This window comes from Mycobacterium noviomagense, assembly GCF_010731635.1.
GTDB classification, from domain to species: domain Bacteria; phylum Actinomycetota; class Actinomycetes; order Mycobacteriales; family Mycobacteriaceae; genus Mycobacterium; species Mycobacterium noviomagense.
On sequence record NZ_AP022583.1, the window covers coordinates 3,043,621 to 3,063,202 of the forward strand.

The 19,582-nt window shown below is 68.1% G+C and carries 13 protein-coding genes; 9 read left to right on the plus strand and 4 right to left on the minus strand.

Going from position 1 to position 19,582, the window contains the following annotated elements; genetic code table 11:
- Nucleotides 1-53 precede the first annotated feature (53 nt).
- The 4 genes from G6N15_RS14310 to nudC are packed head-to-tail and all read left to right on the plus strand — an operon-like array spanning nucleotide 54 to nucleotide 8,474.
- Nucleotides 54-3,170: an ATP-dependent helicase gene (locus G6N15_RS14310; protein ID WP_083086271.1), complete on the plus strand. Its 3,117-nt coding sequence runs from the start codon at nucleotides 54-56 to the stop codon at nucleotides 3,168-3,170.
- A complete protein-coding gene (locus tag G6N15_RS14315; RefSeq protein WP_163748079.1) occupies nucleotides 3,167-6,445 on the plus strand; it encodes an ATP-dependent helicase in 3,279 nt (1,092 codons plus the stop codon). The genes G6N15_RS14310 and G6N15_RS14315 overlap by 4 nt, the downstream gene beginning before the upstream one ends.
- Nucleotides 6,446-6,486: 41 nt before the next feature.
- The gene (locus G6N15_RS14320) at nucleotides 6,487-7,554 is read left to right on the plus strand and encodes a potassium channel family protein (protein ID WP_083086267.1); all 1,068 of its coding nucleotides are present in this window, start codon (nucleotides 6,487-6,489) and stop codon (nucleotides 7,552-7,554) included.
- The gene (gene nudC / locus G6N15_RS14325; RefSeq protein ID WP_083086265.1) at nucleotides 7,554-8,474 is read left to right on the plus strand and encodes an NAD(+) diphosphatase; all 921 of its coding nucleotides are present in this window, start codon (nucleotides 7,554-7,556) and stop codon (nucleotides 8,472-8,474) included. The genes G6N15_RS14320 and nudC overlap by 1 nt, the downstream gene beginning before the upstream one ends.
- A gap of 4 nt (nucleotides 8,475-8,478) precedes the next feature.
- Here the strand turns inward: nudC and mrx1 are convergent, their stop codons facing one another.
- On the minus strand, nucleotides 8,479-8,742 hold the full coding sequence (gene mrx1, locus G6N15_RS14330; RefSeq protein ID WP_083086263.1) for a mycoredoxin Mrx1: 264 nt from the start codon (nucleotides 8,740-8,742) through the stop codon (nucleotides 8,479-8,481).
- A gap of 101 nt (nucleotides 8,743-8,843) precedes the next feature.
- Between mrx1 and G6N15_RS14335 the strand changes: the two genes are divergently transcribed.
- From G6N15_RS14335 to G6N15_RS14345, 3 genes are all read left to right on the plus strand, one after another.
- On the plus strand, nucleotides 8,844-10,949 hold the full coding sequence (locus G6N15_RS14335; RefSeq protein ID WP_163748081.1) for an ATP-dependent DNA helicase UvrD2: 2,106 nt from the start codon (nucleotides 8,844-8,846) through the stop codon (nucleotides 10,947-10,949).
- Nucleotides 10,950-11,068: 119 nt separating this feature from the next.
- Nucleotides 11,069-11,212 carry a hypothetical protein gene (locus tag G6N15_RS14340; RefSeq protein ID WP_163748083.1) on the plus strand — a complete coding sequence of 48 codons (144 nt, stop codon included), beginning with the start codon at nucleotides 11,069-11,071 and terminating at the stop codon, nucleotides 11,210-11,212.
- A 127-nt stretch (nucleotides 11,213-11,339) separates the two neighbouring features.
- Entirely contained in the window at nucleotides 11,340-11,606 is a 267-nt protein-coding gene (locus G6N15_RS14345; RefSeq protein WP_083086261.1) for a WhiB family transcriptional regulator, read from the plus strand.
- 8 nt (nucleotides 11,607-11,614) lie between these two features.
- Here the strand turns inward: G6N15_RS14345 and G6N15_RS14350 are convergent, their stop codons facing one another.
- The 3 genes from G6N15_RS14350 to G6N15_RS14360 all read right to left on the minus strand — a co-directional run bounded on the left by G6N15_RS14350 (nucleotide 11,615) and on the right by G6N15_RS14360 (nucleotide 15,285).
- On the minus strand, nucleotides 11,615-12,958 hold the full coding sequence (locus tag G6N15_RS14350) for a macrolide-binding ATPase MABP-1 (RefSeq protein WP_083086259.1): 1,344 nt from the start codon (nucleotides 12,956-12,958) through the stop codon (nucleotides 11,615-11,617).
- 43 nt (nucleotides 12,959-13,001) lie between these two features.
- Nucleotides 13,002-13,817 (minus strand): cyclodehydratase, encoded by an 816-nt coding sequence (locus tag G6N15_RS14355; RefSeq protein ID WP_083086434.1) that lies wholly within the window; start codon nucleotides 13,815-13,817, stop codon nucleotides 13,002-13,004.
- An 85-nt stretch (nucleotides 13,818-13,902) separates the two neighbouring features.
- On the minus strand, nucleotides 13,903-15,285 hold the full coding sequence (locus G6N15_RS14360; RefSeq protein WP_083086432.1) for a zinc-dependent metalloprotease: 1,383 nt from the start codon (nucleotides 15,283-15,285) through the stop codon (nucleotides 13,903-13,905).
- Nucleotides 15,286-15,381: 96 nt separating this feature from the next.
- Here G6N15_RS14360 and G6N15_RS14365 point away from each other — a divergent pair, with 96 nt between their 5' ends.
- The gene (locus G6N15_RS14365) at nucleotides 15,382-16,404 is read left to right on the plus strand and encodes a YlbL family protein (protein ID WP_083086257.1); all 1,023 of its coding nucleotides are present in this window, start codon (nucleotides 15,382-15,384) and stop codon (nucleotides 16,402-16,404) included.
- Nucleotides 16,405-16,496: 92 nt separating this feature from the next.
- On the plus strand, nucleotides 16,497-19,487 hold the full coding sequence (locus G6N15_RS14370) for a UPF0182 family protein (protein WP_083086255.1): 2,991 nt from the start codon (nucleotides 16,497-16,499) through the stop codon (nucleotides 19,485-19,487).
- The last annotated feature ends 95 nt before the right edge of the window (nucleotides 19,488-19,582 follow it).

Genomic DNA, 19,582 nt, shown 5'->3' on the forward strand with positions numbered 1-19,582 from the left:
CAGTGCTGGCCGCGCAGGCCTGACTTGTCAGACCCCAGTGGTGTCATGCCGGCATGGATCGCTGGGATGTTGAGGCTCGGGTGGCGTTGCATCCTGGCCTGCGTGGGCGGTTGCGTGTGCTCGGCGGCCCGGGAACCGGCAAGAGCAGTCTGCTGGTCGATGCCGCGGTAGCGCACATCGCCGCTGGGATCGATCCGGAATCTGTTCTGCTGCTTACCGGTTCGGGTCGAGTCGGAATCCGTACGCGCAGTGCATTGACGGCCGCGTTGTTGCGCTCGCGCGCGGATGGCCGGCAACCGGCGGTGACCCGCGAGCCATTGGTGCGCACCGTGCACAGCTATGCGTTTGCGGTGCTGCGGCTCGCCGCCCAGCGGGCCGGTGATGCACCGCCGCGGCTGGTCACCAATGCCGAACAGGACGCGATCATCCGGGAACTGCTGGCCGGTGACATCGCCGACGGGCCGGCAGCAATGGTCAACTGGCCGGCGCAGTTACGCCCGGCGTTGGGCACGGGCGGGTTCGCGGCTGAGCTTCGCGATCTACTGGCTCGGTGCGCCGAACGCGGAGTCGATGCAGTGCAACTGCGGCGGCTGGGCCGGCTGCACGGGCGCCCGGAATGGGTGGCCGCCGGCCAATTCGCGCAACAATACGAGCAGGTGATGCTGCTGCGCGCCGCGGTCGGCACAGCCGCCCCGCAAGCGAGGGTTCCGGCGCTGGGTGCAGCCGAACTGGTCGGAGCGGCCCTGGACGCGTTCGCCGCCGACCCGCAGCTGCTGGCCGCTGAACGCGCCCGGGTTCGGCTGCTGCTGGTCGACGACGCCCAGCAGCTCGACCCGCAGGCGGCTCAGCTGGTTCGAATGCTTGCTGCGGGTGCGGATCTCGCGTTGATCGCGGGGGATCCCAGCCAGGCGGTGTTCGGTTTTCGCGGTGCCGATCCGGCCGCATTGTTGGCCGACGATTCGCCGTCGGTGAGGTTGACGGTGTCGAAGCGCTGCGCTCCGGCCGTGGCCGGTGCGATCACGGCGATCGCGCGCCGGCTTCCCGCAGGAGTTGGCGGGACGGTCACCGGCTCAGCCGCCGATTCCGGTTCTGTGGCAGTACAGTTGGCGGCCTCGCCGCATGCGGAGGCCACGATCATCGCCGATACCTTGCGGCGCGCACACCTGATCGACGGAGTGCCGTGGTCACAGATGGCGGTCATCGTCCGGTCGGTGTCGCGGGTTGCTGCGACGTTGCCGCACGCGCTGGCCAGGGCCGGTGTCCCGGTGGCGATGCCGTCCATCGGCGGCTCGCTGCCCGAACAGCCCGCGGCGCGGGCTCTGCTGACTGTGCTGGCAGCGACGGCCGATGGCCTGGACGCCAGCCAGGCGATGACGCTGTTGACCGGACCAATTGGGCGGGTGGATCCGGTGTCGCTGCGCGCACTGCGGCGTGCGCTGCGCCGCGGCGGCTCGGAGTCAGACTTCGGTGACCTGCTGGTGACCGCGCTGACGAGCGACGAGCCGCTGCGGCTGTCGGCGGTGCAGGCGCGCCCGCTGCGCCGGGTGCGCTCGGTACTTGGTGCTGCCGCCCGCTGCCATCGGGCAGGCCAGGATCCGTGCTACACGCTGTGGGCGGCCTGGCACCGCTCCGGTCTGCAGCGTCGGTGGTTGACGGCAATTGAGCGCGGCGGCCCGGCCGGCGCTCAGGCGGCGCGGGACCTCGATGCAGTGACGGCGCTGTTTGACGTCACCGGCGAGTACGTCTCGCGAACTGCTGGAGCCTCGCTGCGCGGGCTCGTCGACCACGTCTGCGGTCTGCAGCTTCCCGCCGCCCGCCGCGAGCCGGGGGCACCGGCTGAGCAGGTCAGTGTGCTCAGCGCGCACGCTGCGCTGGGACACGAGTGGGACCTGGTCGTCATCGCCGGCCTGCAAGATGGCTTGTGGCCCAACACCATCCCACGCGGCGGAGTGCTGGCCACCCAGCGGCTGCTCGACGTTATCGACGGTATCGGGCAGGACGTCTCGATATGGGCTCCGCTGCTGGCCGACGAGCGCCGGTTGCTGGTGGCGGCGATGGGTCGCGCCCGTCGGCGGCTCGTCGTGACCGCCGTGGACGCCGAAGCAGGCGACGTCGCCGCGGCAGCCGACTCCGAACTACCGTCGCCGTTCTTCTTCGAAGTGGCCCAATGCGCCACGGATGATCTTGACCTCACGCCGGCGACGTCGCCGCGGCTGCTGTCGGCGTCGGCGGTGGTGGGCCGGCTGCGCGGCGTGGTGTGCGCGCCGGATGGTGCTGTCGACGAAGTCGAACGTGCTAGCGCCGCAAGGCAATTGGCGCGGCTGGCCAAAGCTGGTGTGCCGGGCGCGGACCCGGTCCAGTGGTATGGCCTCATTCCCGTCAGCACGGAGCAGCCGCTGTGCAGCGGCGACGATCACGTGGTCACGCTGACGCCGTCGAGCCTGCAGACGCTCGCCGACTGCCCGCTGCGCTGGTTGGCCGAGCGGCACGGCGGAACCGGCCCGCGCGATCTGGGCGCCACCATCGGGTCGCTGCTGCACGCGCTGATCGCCGAACCGGGCGGCAGCGACGCGCAGCTGCTGGCCGAGCTCGAACGGGCTTGGCAGCACCTGCCATTCGAGTCGCCGTGGTATTCGGCCAACGAGCTGACCCGCCACCGTGCGATGGTCGAGACGTTCCTGGCTTGGCGGGCGCAGAGCCGTCGGGAGCTGACTGAGGTCGGTGTCGAGGTGGACGTCGACGGCGTCATCGAGACAGAGGGCGGCGCTCGGGTCCGGCTGCGCGGACGTGTCGACCGGATCGAGCGCGACGCCGCCGGGCGGCTGGTGATCGTCGACGTCAAGACCGGCAAGACACCGGTCAGCAAGGACGATGCGCAACGGCACGCGCAGCTGGCGATGTATCAGCTGGCGATCGCCGAGGGCTTGGTAGCCCAGGGCGACGAGCCGGGTGGCGCCCGCTTGGTCTACCTGGGCAGGAGCGGACCCAACGGCGCCACCGAACGCGAGCAGGATTCGCTCACGCCGACCACGCGCGAGGACTGGCGCAAACTTGTCCACGAGGCTGCCGCGGCCACAGCCGGCCCGCGGTTCATCGCCCGGATCAACGACGGCTGCACGCACTGCCCGATACGGCCCAGCTGCCCGGCACATCTGGGGAGCCCGCAGTGACGCCGACGCCGCGCTACAGTCCAAGCGAATTAGCCTGTGCCCTAGGTCTTTTGGAGCCGACTGCCGAGCAGGCCGCGGTGATCGCCGCGCCGCCGGGTCCGCTGGTGGTCATCGCCGGGGCCGGTGCGGGCAAAACCGAGACCATGGCCGCGCGGGTGGTGTGGCTGGTCGCCAACGGTTATGCCTCGCCCGATCAGGTGTTGGGGTTGACGTTCACCCGCAAGGCCGCCGGTCAGCTGCTGCGCCGGGTCCGGTCGCGGCTGGCCCGGCTGGCCGGAGTCGGTATGGCAACCGCAGGCCGGGCAGCCCAGGAGCCGACCGCGGGACCGGCGGTCAGCACGTACCATGCGTTCGCCGGTTCGCTGCTGCGCGAACATGGCCTGTTGCTGCCGGTCGAATCCGACTCCCGGCTGCTCAGCGAGACCGAGTTGTGGCAGCTCGCCTTTGACGTGGTCAGCGGTTACCGCGGCGAGTTGCGCACGGACAAGAGTCCGGCCGCAGTAACTGCGATGGTGCTGCGGCTGTGGAGTCAGCTCACCGAGCATCTCGTCGACACCGATCAGCTGCGCGACACCCATCTGGAGTTAGAACAGCTGGTTCACACCCTGCCGGCCGGTCCATACCAGCGGGAGCGGGGCCCCAGTCAGTGGCTGTTGCGGTTGCTGGCCACGCAGACCGAGCGCGCGGAGTTGGTGCCGCTGGTTGACGCGCTGCACCGGCGGATGCTCACCGAGAAGGTGGTCGACTTCGGTTTGCAGATGGCCTCAGCGGCGCGGCTGGCATCGAGCTTCCCCCAAGTCGGTGCGCAGTTGCGCGAACGCTATCGGGTGGTGCTGCTCGACGAATACCAGGACACCGGGCACGCCCAGCGCGTCGCGTTGTCGACGCTGTTCGGTGGCGGGGTCGACGACGAACTGGCGCTGACGGCCGTCGGCGACCCAATCCAGTCGATCTACGGCTGGCGCGGTGCCTCCGCGACCAACCTGCCGCGGTTCGCCACCGACTTTCCCCGATCCGACGGCAGCCCCGCGCCGATCCTCGAGTTGCGCACAAGCTGGCGCAACCCGCCGAGAATCCTTCACTTGGCCAACGCCGTTTCCGCAGAAGCGCGGCGCCGCTCGGTCGCCGTGCGAGCCCTTCGCGCGCGCCCAGACGCCCCGCCGGGCGCAGTCCGCGTCGCCTTGCTGTCCGACGTGCAAGCTGAACGCGAGTGGATCGCCGACCATCTGCACCGCCTCTACCAGCGCTGCCGCGTCGGCGGCGTTGCAGCGCCGACCGTCGCGGTCCTGGTCCGGCGCAATGCCGACGCCGCGCCGATGGCCGATGTGCTGCGTGCCCGCGGCGTCCCGGTGGAAGTGGTAGGACTGGCCGGGCTGCTGTCCATTCCCGAGGTGGCCGACGTGGTGGCGACGCTGCGGTTGGTTGCCGACCCGACCGCCGGGGCGGCGGCGATGCGGGTGCTGACCGGTCCGCGGTGGCGACTCGGGGCCCGCGACATCGCGGCGTTGTGGCGGCGCGCGCAAGAACTTGGCGGCCACCCGCAGCGCGGGCCGGCCTTGACGGCCGAGCAGCTCGCCGCGGAGTCCGGACCCGATGCCGACAGCGCATGCCTGGCCGACGCGATCAGCGACCCGGGCCCAGCCGGCGAGTATTCGGCGCCCGGATATCAGCGCATCCTCGCGTTGGCCGACGAACTGGCCGGACTGCGCGGCCACCTGGATCACCCGCTACCGGAGCTGGTCGCCGAGGTGCGGCGAGTGCTGGGCGTCGACTGCGAGGCCCGCGCGTTGCAGCCGAGTCGCGCCGAGTGGGCCGGTGCCGAGCATCTCGACGCGTTCGCCGATGTCGTCTCGGCGTATGCGGAGCGGGCCGTCACGTCGCCGGCCCTCTGCCCGGCTTCGGTGGCCGGTCTGCTGGCCTACCTGGATACGGCTGCGGTCGTCGAAAACGGATTACCGCCCGCGCAGCTCACCGTCGCCGCAGACCGCGTCCAAGTGCTCACGGTGCACGCCGCGAAGGGTTTGGAGTGGCAGGTGGTGGCCGTGCCGCACCTGTCGGCCGGCGTGTTTGCCTCCACCGCGTCGACACGCACCTGGCTCACCGACCCCGCCGACCTGCCGCCGCTGCTGCGCGGCGACCGGGCGTCGGCTGGCGCACACGGCGTCCCCGTCCTGGACACGTCGGACGTCACCAACCGAAAGCAGTTGTCCGACACGATCTCCGCGCATCGCCGCCAACTCGAGCAACGCCGCGTCGACGAAGAGCGTCGGCTGCTGTATGTGGCCATCACCCGAGCCGAAGACACCCTGCTGGTATCGGGCCATCACTGGGGGGCGACCGGCATCAAACCACGCGGACCGTCGGACTTCCTCTGCGAACTCAAGGACGTCGTCGACCGGTCGGCCGCCGCCGGCGAGCCCTGCGGAGTGGTGGAACAGTGGGCCCCACCACCCGCCACGGGAGAACCGAACCCCTTGCGCGACACGGTGATTGAAGCAGTCTGGCCCGCTGACCCGCTGGGCGCGCGCCGTCGCGACGTCGAGCGGGGAGCGGCGCTGGTGGCCGCGGCGATGTCAGCGGACGCGCCGACGGGCGCCGACATCACCCAGTGGGTGGCCGACGTCGATGCCCTGCTTGCCGAGCGGACACGCGACCCGCAGCAACCCGCTGCGGCGCTGCCCAACCAGTTGTCGGTCAGCGATGTGGTGGAGCTGGGCCGCAACCCGAGCGCCGCGCGGCAGCGGCTGACCCGGCGGCTACCGGCACGGCCCGAGCCACATACCTTGCTGGGCAGCGCATTTCACGACTGGGTCCAGCGGTTCTACGGCGCTGAGCGGCTCTTCGACCTCGACGACCTGCCAGGCGCCGACACTGGCGCCGCACAGGCCGACGCCGAGGAGCTGGCTGCGTTACAGGCGGCGTTCACCCGGTCACCGTTGGCGGCGCGCACCCCGGTCGCGGTCGAAGTGCCGTTCGAAATGGCCATCGGCGAGACCGTGGTGCGTGGCCGCATCGACGCGGTGTTCGCCGACCCAGATGGTGGGGCCACCGTGGTGGACTGGAAGACCGGTGAACCACCGGACGGGCCGGAGGCCATGCGGCAGGCCGCGGTCCAGCTCGCCGTCTACCGGCTGGCGTGGGCGGGCTTGCAGGGCTGTCCGGAATCCGCGGTCCGCGCGGCCTTCCACTACGTGCGCACCGGAGTCACCGTCGAACCGGAGGTGCTGGCGGGACCGGAGGAGCTGGCCGGGCTGGTGACCGACACCTCGGTGTAGGTGTCATGGTTACATTTGTGTCGTGCGCCAGGTGATGACGGATGGCCATGGCGAAAGATAGGTTGGCCGGTCTCGATGACACGCTGACCGCCCGACCCGGGCATGCATTGGTCGGCGTGTTGCGAATTCCGGAAAGCCCTGTCAGCCCGGTGCGCATCATCGTGCGCCGGGTCGTCATCGCCGTGGTGGTATTGCTCGCCGCCGCTGTGATCGTCTATCTGGGCCGCGGCGGCTACCGCGACCTGAAGGGCGGCCCGCTGACCTTCCTGGACGCCGTGTACTACGCCACGGTGTCGCTGTCCACCACCGGTTACGGCGACATCACGCCCATCACCGAATACAGCCGCCTGGTCAACGTCGTGGTCATGACGCCGCTGCGAATCGCGTTCCTGGCCGTGTTGGTCGGCACGACGCTCGAGGTTCTCTCCGAGCGGTCGCGGCAGGGATGGAAGATCCAGCGTTGGAGGAGCAGAGTGCGCAACCACACCGTCGTCATCGGCTACGGCACCAAAGGCAAGACCGCGGTCGCCGCCATGCTCAGCGACGAAGCGGCACCCAGCGACATCGTCGTCGTCGACACCGACCAAGCCGCCCTGGACCACGCGTCGGCCGCTGGCCTGGTCACTGTGCACGGTGACGCGACCAAAGCCGATGTGCTGCGCTTAGCAGGGGCGCAGCATGCAGCCTCAATCGTCGTGGCCGCCAACCGTGACGACACCGCCGCGCTGGTCACCCTTACGGCGCGAGAGATCGCGCCGAAGGCCAAGGTCGTCGCCTCGATCCGGGAAGCCGAGAACCAGCACTTGCTGCAGCAATCAGGCGCGGACTCGGTGGTGGTGTCCTCGGAGACTGCCGGCCGATTGCTCGGCATCGCCACGACCACGCCCAGTGTCGTGGAAATGATCGAGGACCTCCTCACGCCGGAGGCGGGGTTCGCTATCGCTGAACGCGAAGTCGAGCAGAGCGAGGTGGGCGGGTCGGCGCGGCACCTGCGCGACATCGTGCTCGGCGTGGTTCGCGACGGCAATCTGCTGCGTGTCGACGCCCCCGAGGTGGACGCGATCGAGGCCACCGACCGGCTGTTGTACATCCGCAGCGCGGGTCACTAGTGGCCGACTTTCAGCTGCGCAGCGTTCCGCTGCTGTCTCGAGTGGGCGCCGACCGAGCCGATCACGTGCGCACCGACGTCCAAGCCGCCATTGCAGGTTGGGCGGAAGCCGCTGTGCTGCGGGTCGATTCACGCAATCAGGTGCTCGTCGCCAACGGCCGAGTGCTCTTCGACGCAGCAACCGCGCTGGGCGACAAGCCGCCACGCGATGCGGTGTTCCTCGGCCGCATCCACGGCGGCCGCCACGTCTGGGCGATCCGGAGCCCGCTGCAGGCGCCCGACGACGCCGACGTACGCGTGGCCGACCTGCGCCGAGGGGGGCAGCTGTTCGACGACCTCAGCGCCCAGCTGGTGTCGTGCGCCACCGCATTGCTGAATTGGCATGACAGCGCGCGCTTTTCGCCCGTGGACGGCACGCCGACCCAGCCCGCCAGGAGCGGCTGGGCCCGAATCAACCCGCTCACCGGACAAGAGGAGTTTCCGCGCATCGACCCCGCGGTGATCTGCCTCGTCCACGACGGCGGGGACCGCGCCGTGCTCGCCCGCCAGGCGGTCTGGCCGGAGCGCCGGTTTTCGTTGCTGGCCGGATTCGTCGAAGCCGGCGAGTCGTTCGAGCTCTGTGTCGTCAGAGAAGTCCGCGAGGAAATCGGGTTGACTGTGCGCGATGTGCGCTACCTGGGCAGCCAGCCGTGGCCGTTTCCGCGCTCGCTGATGGTAGGTTTCCACGCCATCGGCGACCCCGATCAATCGTTCTCGTTCAACGACGGCGAGATCGCCGAAGCCGAGTGGTTCACCCGCGACGAAGTACGCGATTCGCTGGACGCCGGTGACTGGACAAGTGCTTCGGAGTCCAAACTCCTTCTGCCGGGGTCGGTTTCGATCGCCCGCCAGATCATCGAGTCGTGGGCAGCCCGGGACTGACGAGCTAACCGCTCAGATCGGCGAGCTTGGCCTTGACCTCGCCGACACCGGGGTTGGTCAGCGTCGACCCGTCAGCGAACTTGACGGTGGGAACGGTCCGGTTGCCGCCATTGACCGAACCGACGAACTCCGCCGCTGCAGGGTCTTGTTCGATATCGACCTCGTCGTAGGAGATGCCGGCAGTCTTCAACACGGTCTTGAGCCGATGGCAGTACCCACACCACGACGTCGTATAAATCGTGAGCGGAGCCGTAAGAGCATCAGTCATAGCCGGTCCAACATAAATGAGGCCGTCGCTATTGCACCAACTCCAGACCGCGGCGTGGCGCTGCCGCCGGTTTGTCGGTGGCCGCTGCCAAGATGGACACCATGCCGGTGACTGCAGACCCGTTGATCGCCGGCCTTGACGACGAGCAACGCGAGGCAGTGCTGGCACCGCGCGGACCGGTGTGTGTGCTGGCCGGGGCCGGAACGGGCAAGACACGCACCATCACCCACCGGATCGCGCACCTGGTCGCCGACGGCCACGTCGCTGCCGGCCAGGTGCTGGCGGTCACGTTTACCCAGCGTGCCGCGGGGGAGATGCGCTCGCGGCTGCGCGCACTCGACGCCGCCGCCCAGACCGGCGCCAAGGTCGGTGCCGTGCAGGCGCTGACGTTTCACGCCGCCGCGCATCGCCAGCTGCGGTACTTCTGGCCGCGGGTCGTCGGAGACCGGGGCTGGCAGCTGCTGGACACCAAGTTCGCAGTCGTCGCCCGCGCCGCCAACCGAAGCGGGCTGCAGACCACCACCGACGACGTGCGTGACCTCGCGGGCGAAATCGAGTGGGCCAAGGCGTCGCTGATCAGCCCCGAGCAGTACCCGTCGGCGGTGGCGCAGGCCGGCCGGGACATCCCGCTGTCTGCCGCGCAAGTCGCGGCCGTGTACGAGGCCTACGAGAGCCTCAAGACCCGCGGCGACGGGGTGGCTCTGCTCGACTTCGACGACCTGCTGCTGCACACCGCGGCCGCCATCGAAAACGACGCCGCGGTCGCGGAGGAATTCCGCGACCGCTACCGCTGCTTCGTCGTCGACGAATACCAGGACGTGACGCCGCTGCAGCAGCGGGTGCTCTCAGCATGGCTGGGCGATCGCGACGACTTGACCGTCGTCGGTGACGCCAACCAGACCATCTACTCGTTCACCGGGGCCACGCCGCGCTACCTGCTCGACTTCTCGCGGCGATTCCCCGAAGCCACCGTGGTCCGACTGGAGCGGGACTATCGGTCCACCCCGCAGGTGGTGTCGCTGGCGAATCGGGTGATCGCCGCGGCCCGCGGCCGGATGGCGGGCAGCAAGCTGCATTTGACCGGGCAGCGCGACCCCGGCCCCAGCCCGTCGTTTCACGAATACCCCGACGAGGTCGCCGAGGCCGCGGCAGTGGCGGCGTCGATATCGAAGCTCATCGAGGCCGGCACGCCCGCTGCGGAGATCGCGGTGCTGTATCGCATCAACGCGCAGTCGGAGGTTTACGAGGAGGCTTTGACCGAGGCGGGCATCCCGTACCAGATTCGCGGTGGCGAAGGGTTCTTCAGCCGCCAGGAGATCAAGCAGGCGTTGCTGGCCCTGCAGCGAGCAGCGGACCGCGGCGCTGAAGGCGAGCTGCCGCAGCTGGTGCGCGGCCTGCTCGAACCACTAGGGCTCACGGCGCAGCCACCGGCCGGCACGCGGGCCCGCGAACGCTGGGAGGCCCTGACCGCGCTGGCCGAACTGGTCGACGACGAGGTGGCGCAACGCCCGCAGCTGGATCTGCCGGGTCTACTGGCCGAACTTCGCGTGCGCGCCGACGCCCGCCACCCGCCGGTGGTGCAAGGCGTCACGCTGGCGTCCCTGCACGCCGCGAAGGGACTGGAGTGGGACGCGGTGTTTTTGGTCGGTTTGACCGACGGCACCCTGCCCATCTCGCATGCGCTGGCCCACGGCGCCGATAGCGAACCGGTCGAAGAGGAACGCCGACTGTTCTACGTGGGAATCACCCGGGCGCGTGTGCATTTGGCGCTGAGCTGGGCGAGGGCCCGCAATCCCGGCGGGCGGCAGAGCCGCAAGCCGTCGCGGTTCCTCAACGGCATCGCACCGCAGACGGATGCCGACACGACGCCGGCCAAGCCGCGGCGGGCTCGCGGTGCTGCGCCGCGGTGCCGGATCTGCAATGGCGTGCTGACCACCCCGGCGGCGGTGCTGTTACGTCGTTGCGAGACATGCCCCGGCGATCTCGACGAGGCATTGCTGCAGCGGCTCAAGGACTGGAGGCTGCGCACCGCCAAGGACATGAAGGTTCCCGCTTATATCGTCTTCACCGACAACACGCTGACCGCGATCGCCGAGATGCGGCCCGCCGACGAGGCGGCGCTGGTCGCAATCCCCGGCATCGGTGCCCGCAAGCTTGAGCAGTTCGGGCCCGATGTCCTGGAGCTAGTCCGCAACGGCAGCCAATAGAATCGCCACCAAATCCCCAGCTCAGAAAATCGGTTGTCGGTTAGGCCTGCTACCGGTTAGCCTCGAGCCACACTCACGACGCTGCGCGCGTCAAGCATGCCGGAGAGGAGGGCGCCACGATGATCAACCGCGACGTGTTCGTAGTCGCGCCCGGCGCCCTGCATGCCGCCCATCCCGCCACCGCGGTCGCCGCATCAGCGGCAGCGCGCAAGCGTCGCACCGCCGCCGCGAGCGACCCGTCCGTGGGTCGGGGCTTCACGTAAGTACCCGCTAACCAGTACAGCTGGCCACGGACCCGAAAGATCCCGTGGCCATTGTCTTCTTCGCTCACCACCTGGTCCGGATCTGCCGACAAGACACCCACCTCGACCAGGAAGCAGGTGAACCCACATGTCGACCCTGACCGTCGGCGAAGAGACCCGGCCGGAGTTGCCGTGTAATCGCGACCCCGACTTGTGGTTCGCCGACAGCCCAGCCGATCTCGAGCGAGCCAAGGCGCTCTGCGCGCATTGCCCCATCCGGCGTCGGTGCCTGGCCGAGGCGCTGGAACGCGCCGAGCCGTGGGGTGTGTGGGGCGGTCAGATCCTCGAGCGCGGAACGATTGTGAGCAGCAAGCGGCCCCGCGGACGTCCGCGCAAGGAGGTCGTCGCCGCCTGACGCCGAAGCTAGACCACTGCCGTGTCCGGTTCGGCGAAGCCGGGGATCAGCTCCTCGGACAGCGCCTTCATCGGCACATGCGCGTCCAGCTGACACAGGATCGCGCCCACCGACGCGATCACCCGCATCGGGATCGCCAATTTGGCCGGCAGATCCAGCTGCCGCACCGTCTTGATCTGGGTCACCGACTGGTCGATCTGGCGTGCCGTCATCCGCTGCAGCCATTTGCGCGTGTAGTGGAAGACCTCGACCTGGATCGGTTCGACGTACTGGCGCAGCATGTCGTCGATGTCGCGCACCGACACGTGCTGACCCTTCTGTATAAAGCCGGCCTTCTCCATCGTCGGTAACAGCAGGTCGTAGTTCTTCTCGCGGGCCAACCGGATCGTCATACCCAGCTCGACGGGAAAACCACCGGGCAGCGGTGCCACCGCGCCAAAGTCGATGACACCCATCCGGTCATCGGCCAACAACATGAAATTGCCGGGGTGAGCATCGCCGTGGATCATCTCCAGGCGCCGCGGCGCGTCGAAGGTGAACTCAGCCAGCCGGGTGCCCATCAGGTCGCGTTGTTCGACTGTGCCGTTGCGGATGATCTCGGCCATCGGAATGCCGTCGATCCACTCCTGGATCACCACCTTGGGCGCGCTGGCAACGACGTGCGGCACCACGAAGTGCGGGTCGTCGTGATAGGCCTTGGCGAACGCGCGCTGGTTGTTGGCCTCCAGCCGATAGTCCAGTTCCATCTCGGTGCGCGAGATCAGCTCGTCGACGATGCCTTGAACGTCCACGCCCGGAGCAAGCTGCTTGACCACTCCGGTCATGCGCCGCAATGTCTTCAAGTCGGCCCGCAACGCTTCGTCGGCACCCGGGTACTGAATCTTGACGGCAACCTCGCGGCCGTCGTGCCACACCGCTTTGTGCACCTGCCCGATGCTGGCCGAGGCCACCGGGGTGTCGTTGAAGTCGATGAATCGCTGGCGCCACTTGGTGCCCAGCTGCGCGTCGAGCACCCGATGGACCTTGTGGGCCGGCAGCGGCGGAGCGTCCTTCTGCAGTTTGGTGAGCGCTTCGCGATACGGCTGGCCGAACTCCTCGGGGATCGCGGCTTCCATCACCGACAGCGCCTGGCCGGCCTTCATCGCGCCGCCCTTGAGCTCACCTAGCACGGTGAACAGCTGGTTGGCGGCCTTTTCCATCAACTCGGCGTTGACTTCGTCTTGCGACTTGCCGGTCAGTCGCTTGCCGAACCCGAGCGCGGTGCGGCCGGCGATGCCGACCGACAGGCCGGCCAGCCTCGCATTCCGGGCCGCGCGCCCACGTTTGATGTCTGTCACAGATCCATCATCCATGACGGGCGTCAACTCGAGGGCATCGATCTGGCAACGACGGATGTCAACAGGAACACATTGGGTGCCTGGACCAGTGCCGCGCCACAATCGAGCCGGCGTTCAGATCGAATTCCAGCGTCGCGTTCAGCGCCGCCGGTGGGCTTGGGTCGGGCGGGTCTATGCCGCGCACGGCCCCGATCACCCGGTTGACCTGGCTCAGCGCGAGCGCTGCCGTGCCCATCAGCGTTGCTGGATCGGCGGCGCCGACGGTGTCACGCAGCTGCGCGGCGACCGCTGGCCACGCGGCGTCGCGGTCACGCCGGTGTAAGTCCGCGCAACCGAGACAACTGGTCATCCCGGGTATCACCAGCGGACCGACCAGGCCCACTCCGTCGCGCACCCGGACCGGTAGATGCGGGACGCCGTCGCTGTGCAAATCGCGCAGCATCCGTGGGTCGGCGACCAGGTAGTCGGACAGCACCACCAGGTCGGTGCGCCCGGCGGTCGGCGCCGCGTGCGGCTGGCTGCTGCGCCGAATACGCGCACCCGAGCAGCGCAAACCTTCACTTAGCAGGTCCGACAGCGGCCCGCGGCCGTGCACCTGGATCGACGGCGACCGTCCCCTGCGTTGCGGGCGACGCTGCGTCGCCACGCCGGCGCCGACGAGTTGGGCGATCAACCCGGCAAGCTCGTAGGCATCCGCCAGACCGTGGTCGGCGGCTTGCCGTTGCAGCTCGGTCAGCGATATCCGCGATTGCATGGATCGCAGCAGCGCGGCGAGCCCTCCAGCCGTCAGCCCGCGCGGCGGGCGTACCAGCACTGCCCGTCGTGGGTCCCAACCCACTTGCACGGCACCGTCGGGACGCAACAGCACCGGCATCGCCGGGTCCAGCGCGTACACCGACGCCGGCGGGTTGTTCGATTGCGGCACAGCTGACTGTGTCACGCCGGGCGCTACCCGGCGCTCAGTTGTCCACAGGGCCGTCCGGGCCGTCGTGGCCCTCGTCGATGCCGCGCTCGAATTCGGCGAGCATGTCGTCGATACCGCTGGTGTCGCCGCCGATGACCCGGTCGATGAAGGCGGCCGGCTCGTCGAGATCCTCCGATGCCGGCAGCAGATCGGGGTGCTGCCATACCTTGTCGCGCGCGTCTATACCGGCGGCCTGCGTCAGACGCTCCCACAGCGCGGCAGCCTCGCGCAGCTTGCGCGGCCGCAGCTCCAGGCCGACCAGCGTCGCAAAGGTCTGTTCGGCGGGCCCGCCAGTGGCGCGACGCCGGCGCAGCGTCTCGCTGATCGCGGCGGCACCGGGAATCCGGTCGTCCAGCGCCGCGCTCACCACCGCCTGCACCCAGCCGTCGATCAACGCCAGCAGAGTCTCCAACCGCTCAAGCGCCTGCACCTGCTCCGGTGTGGTCTTGGGCTCGAAGACTCCTTGGTTGAGTAGCTGCTCGACAGCCGACGGATCGGTCAGCGAGGCCGGGTTGAAGTCGCGGGCCAACTCCTCGATCCCCGCCATGTCGATGTTCATGCCCTTGGCGTAGGCCTCGACCGCGCCGAGCAACTGACTGGCCAGCCACGGCACATGGCTGAACAACCGGTGGTGCGCGGCCTCACGCGCCGCCAGAAACGTGAGGATCTCGCTGCGCGGCCGCTCGAGGCCGTCAGCGAACGCCTCGATAGCCTCGGGCAGGAGCGCCGCGACCCCCTTCGGTCCCAGCGGCAGGCCGATATCGGTGGAGGTCAGCACTTCGCGCGACAACCGGCCCAGCGCCTGGCCCAGCTGCGAGCCGAACGCCATGCCGCCCATCTGAGACATGATCGATAGCAGCGGACCAGCCATATTCTTGGCTTCCTCGGGCAGCGCCGCCGCCCATACCGTGGAGATCTGCTGGGCCATCGGATCGCATAGCCGCTTCCACGTGTCGAGCGTGTTGTCCACCCAGTCGTTGGGCGACCAGGCGACGGCCTTGGTGGTGCCCGCCGGGATGGCGGTCACCCCGTCCAGCCACGTCTCGGCCAGATGCACCGCATCGCCGACGGCCGAGTTCGTGGCAGCCGGGATCGGCGCCACGAAACCGATCGAGCTTTTCGCGAGCTGGCGGGCCACGTCGTAGTTCACCGGGCCGGCCGCCTGGCCGGTCGTCATCACGCTGCCGGCACCGCTGAACATCTGGCCCAGGCGAGTGAAGATCTGGCCCAGGTCGGCCATGTCGAAGTTCCCGCCGAAACCGAATGGGTCAGACGAGCCGGAGCCGGATTCGGGGTCATTCTTCCCCTTGTCGCGGTCCGGGTCTTCTCCGGCGGAGAAGCCGAACGGCAGGTCAGCCATGACCTCAACGTTACTCATCGGGGACGCTCGGTGCGCGTCCGCCATCACGCTGTGAGTGAACCGCTGCCCGCCGAGAAAACAGGCCACTCAGCCGACCCCTTTAGGGTTAGCAACGTGAACAGGCGGATTCTGACGCTGATTGTGGCGCTGGTGCCGATCGTGGTGTTCGGTGTGCTCCTCGCGGTCGTGACGGTGCCCTACGTGTCACTGGGTCCCGGTCCGACCTTCGACACCCTCGGGGAAGTGGACGGCAAACAGGTGGTCGACATCGAGGGCACCCAAACGCACCCGACGTCGGGTCACTTGAACATGACGACGGTGTCCCAGCGCGACGGGCTGACCTTAGGGGAAGCGCTGACGCTGTGGTTGTCGGGACGCGAGCAACTGGTGCCGCGCGATCTCGTCTACCCACCTGGCAAGTCACGCGAAGAAGTCGACAAGGCGAACAACGCCGACTTCAAGGAATCCGAGGACAGCGCCGAGTACGCCGCACTGGGTTACCTGAAGTACCCGCAGGCCGTCACTGTTGCCGCGGTCACCGATCCCGGCCCGTCGGTGGGCAAACTCAAGGCCGGCGACGCGATCGACGCGGTCAACGGCACACCGGTGACCAGCGTGGACCAGTTCACGTCGATGCTGAAGAACACCAAACCCGGTCAGCTCGTGCTGATCGACTACCGCCGCAAGAATGAGCCTGCAGGCGTTGCGCGGATAACGTTGGGCTCCAAGCCAGGTCGCGGGTACGGCTTTTTAGGTGTCGCGGTGCTGGACGCGCCGTGGGCACCGTTTGTTATCGACTTCAACCTCGCGAACGTCGGCGGCCCTTCGGCGGGGCTGATGTTCAGCCTGGCCGTTATCGACAAGCTGACGACCGGAGACCTGGTCGACTCGAAGTTCGTCGCGGGCACCGGCACGATCACTGCCGACGGCAAGGTGGGCCCGATCGGCGGAATCGTGCACAAGATGGTGGCCGCGCGCGAGGCCGGGGCGAGCGTCTTTCTGGTGCCGGCGAAGAACTGCTACGAGGCCAATGCCGACAACCTCCCCGGCCTGCAACTGGTGAAGGTCGACACTCTGGGTCAGGCAGTGGACGCGCTGCACACCCTGGCCACGGGCGGCCAACCGCCGAGCTGCTAGCCCGGCGACGACGCGCGCGTGGGTGCGTACAGTTGTGACCATCCACCAAACCGCCGACGGCCACCGTCAACATCGAGCAGGGAGCGTAGCTAGTGGCGATGCGGCCCGCCGCGAGGATGCCAAAGCTGACCCGGCGCAGCCGGACACTCATCGCGATCGCACTTGTTGTCATCGTCTTGCTGCTGATTGGGCCGCGACTCATCGACGGGTACGTGGATTGGTTGTGGTTCGGCGAACTCGGGTACCGCTCGGTGTTCACCACCGTGCTGGTCACCCGGCTGGTGGTGTTTCTGGTCGCCGGACTATTGGTCGGCGGGATAGTGTTCGGCGGTCTGGCGCTCGCGTACCGCACCCGGCCGGTGTTTGTACCCAGCGACGGCAACGACCCGGTGGCTCGGTATCGCGCTGTGGTGATGACGCGGCTGCGGGTGCTCGCCATCGGCATCCCTGCGGTGATCGGCTTGTTGGCCGGGATCATCGCGCAGACCTACTGGGTGCGGATTCAGCTGTTCCTGCACGGCGGTGACTTCGGGATCAGAGATCCGCAGTTCGGCAAGGATCTCGGCTTCTATGCGTTCGAGCTGCCGTTCTACCGTCTGGTGCTCAGCTATTTGTTCGTCGCCGTTTTCCTCGCGTTTGTGGCGAACCTGGTGGCGCACTACGTGTTCGGCGGGATCCGGCTCGCCGGGCGTACTGGCGCGCTGAGCCGCTCGGCCCGGATCCAGCTGATGAGCCTAGTCGGGGCGCTGGTGCTGCTCAAGGCGCTGGCCTACTGGCTGGACCGCTACGAGCTGCTTTCCCATACCCGCGGCGGCAAGCCGTTCACCGGCGCGGGCTATACCGACATCAACGCGGTGCTACCGGCAAAGCTGATCATGGTGGCGATCGCACTGATATGCGCGGCCGCCGTGTTCTCGGCGATCGCGCTGCGGGACTTGCGGATCCCGGCGATCGGGCTGGCGCTCTTGCTGCTGTCCTCCCTGATCGTCGGCGCGGGCTGGCCGCTGATTGTCGAGCAGATCAGCGTCAAACCCAATGCCGCGCAAAAGGAAAGCGAATACATCAGCCGAAGTATCACCGCGACGCGGCAGGCCTACGGGCTGACCGATGACGTCGTCAGCTACCGCAACTACAGCGGCGACTCTCAGGCCACCGCCCAGCAGGTCGCGGCCGACCGGGCCACCACCTCCAACATCCGGTTGCTCGACCCAACGATCGTCAGCCCCGCGTTCACCCAGTTCCAGCAGGGCAAGAACTTCTACTACTTCCCCGACCAGCTGTCCATTGACCGCTATGTCGACCGCGACGGCAACCTGCGCGACTACGTCGTCGCTGCCCGCGAACTCAACCCGGACCGACTGATCGACAACCAGCGGGACTGGATCAACCGGCACACCGTCTACACGCACGGCAACGGGTTCATCGCGTCACCGGCCAACACGGTCCGCGGTATTGCCAATGATCCCAACCAAAACGGCGGCTACCCAGAGTTTCTCGTCAATGTCGTCGGTGCCAACGGCACCGTGCTCTCCGACGGCCCGGCTCGGCTGGACCAGCCGCGCACCTACTTCGGACCGGTGATCTCCAACACCGCAGCCGACTACGCGATCGTCGGCAAGAACGGCAAAGACCGAGAATACGACTACGAGACCAACACCGAAACCAAGAACTACACCTATACCGGCACCGGCGGAGTGCCGATCGGAAGCTGGTTGTCGCGCAGCGTGTTCGCGGCCAAGTTCGCCGAACGTAATTTCCTGTTCTCCAACGTGATCGGCTCCAACAGCAGGATCTTGTTCAACCGTGATCCCGCGCAGCGGGTAGAAGCGGTGGCGCCGTGGCTGACCGCCGACAGCAGCGTGTATCCGGCGATCGTCAACAAGCGGCTGGTGTGGATCGTCGATGGCTACACCACGCTGGACAACTACCCGTACTCGGAATTGACCTCGCTGTCCTCGGCGACCGCCGACTCCAACGAGGTGGCGTTCAACCGGCTTGCTCCCGACAAACAGGTCTCCTACATCCGCAACTCGGTGAAGGCCACCGTCGACGCCTACGACGGCACCGTCACGCTCTACGCGCAGGACGAGAAGGACCCGGTGCTCAAAGCGTGGATGAAGGTGTTCCCCGGCACCGTCAAACCCAAGAGCGAGATCACTCCAGACCTCGCCGAGCACCTGCGCTATCCCGAGGATCTGTTCAAGGTTCAGCGGATGCTGCTGGCGAAATACCACGTCAACGACCCGGTGACGTTCTTCTCCACGTCGGACTTCTGGGACGTGCCGCTGGACCCGAACCCGACCGCGAGCAGCTACCAGCCGCCCTACTACATCGTCGCGAAAAACCTTGCCAAAGGCGACAATTCGGCGTCGTATCAGCTGACCAGCGCGATGAACCGGTTCAAACGCGACTACTTGGCCGCCTACATCAGTGCCAGCTCTGATCCGGCGACCTACGGCAAGATCACCGTGCTGACCATCCCGGGACAAGTCAACGGACCCAAACTGGCTAATAACGCGATCACCACCGACACCGCGGTGTCGCAGGACCTCGGCGTGATCGGACGTGACAACCAAAACCGCATCCGCTGGGGCAATCTGCTCACCTTGCCGGTGGCCCAGGGCGGGCTGCTGTACGTCGAGCCGGTCTACGCCTCTCCGGGCGCCAGCGATGCCGCCTCGTCGTATCCGCGGCTGATCCGAGTCGCGATGATGTACAACGACAAGGTCGGCTACGGGCCTACGGTCAGCGACGCACTCACCGGGATATTCGGCCCGGGCGCAGGCGCCACCGCGACCGAAATCGCACCGGCCGACGCCGGTGCGCCGCCCAGCCCGGCAGGGGGATCCCGGGCGCCCGCCGATTCCCTTCCGACGGCCCCGCCACCACCGGCCGCGGCGGCCGTGCCCCCGTCACCCAACGGGGCCAGCACCTTATCGGCGGCCAAGGCGGCCGCGCTCAAAGAGATCCAGTCGGCGATCGGCGCGGCGCGCGACGCGCAGAAGAAGGGCGACTTCGCCGCCTACGGCGCCGCACTGCAGCGGCTCGACGACGCCATCACCAAGTTCAACAACACCAAGTAGCGAGCCGCCCCCTTTCCGCGAGCGTGCGTGTCTGCACGCCGACACGCCGTAAACCGTGGCATTGTGCGCACTCTCGCCAGGCGCGCCGACAGGCC

What these genes read in the sequence shown, in the direction of transcription:
- G6N15_RS14310 (WP_083086271.1), top strand. Translation starts at nt 54, where the DNA reads ATGGATCGCTGGGATGTTGAGGCTCGGGTGGCGTTGCATCCTGGCCTG.
- G6N15_RS14320 (WP_083086267.1), top strand. Translation starts at nt 6,487, where the DNA reads ATGGCCATGGCGAAAGATAGGTTGGCCGGTCTCGATGACACGCTGACC.
- mrx1 (WP_083086263.1), bottom strand. Translation starts at nt 8,742, where the DNA reads ATGACTGATGCTCTTACGGCTCCGCTCACGATTTATACGACGTCGTGG.
- G6N15_RS14335 (WP_163748081.1), top strand. Translation starts at nt 8,844, where the DNA reads ATGCCGGTGACTGCAGACCCGTTGATCGCCGGCCTTGACGACGAGCAA.
- G6N15_RS14340 (WP_163748083.1), top strand. Translation starts at nt 11,069, where the DNA reads ATGATCAACCGCGACGTGTTCGTAGTCGCGCCCGGCGCCCTGCATGCC.
- G6N15_RS14345 (WP_083086261.1), top strand. Translation starts at nt 11,340, where the DNA reads ATGTCGACCCTGACCGTCGGCGAAGAGACCCGGCCGGAGTTGCCGTGT.
- G6N15_RS14350 (WP_083086259.1), bottom strand. Translation starts at nt 12,958, where the DNA reads ATGGATGATGGATCTGTGACAGACATCAAACGTGGGCGCGCGGCCCGG.
- G6N15_RS14355 (WP_083086434.1), bottom strand. Translation starts at nt 13,817, where the DNA reads ATGCCGGTGCTGTTGCGTCCCGACGGTGCCGTGCAAGTGGGTTGGGAC.
- G6N15_RS14360 (WP_083086432.1), bottom strand. Translation starts at nt 15,285, where the DNA reads ATGAGTAACGTTGAGGTCATGGCTGACCTGCCGTTCGGCTTCTCCGCC.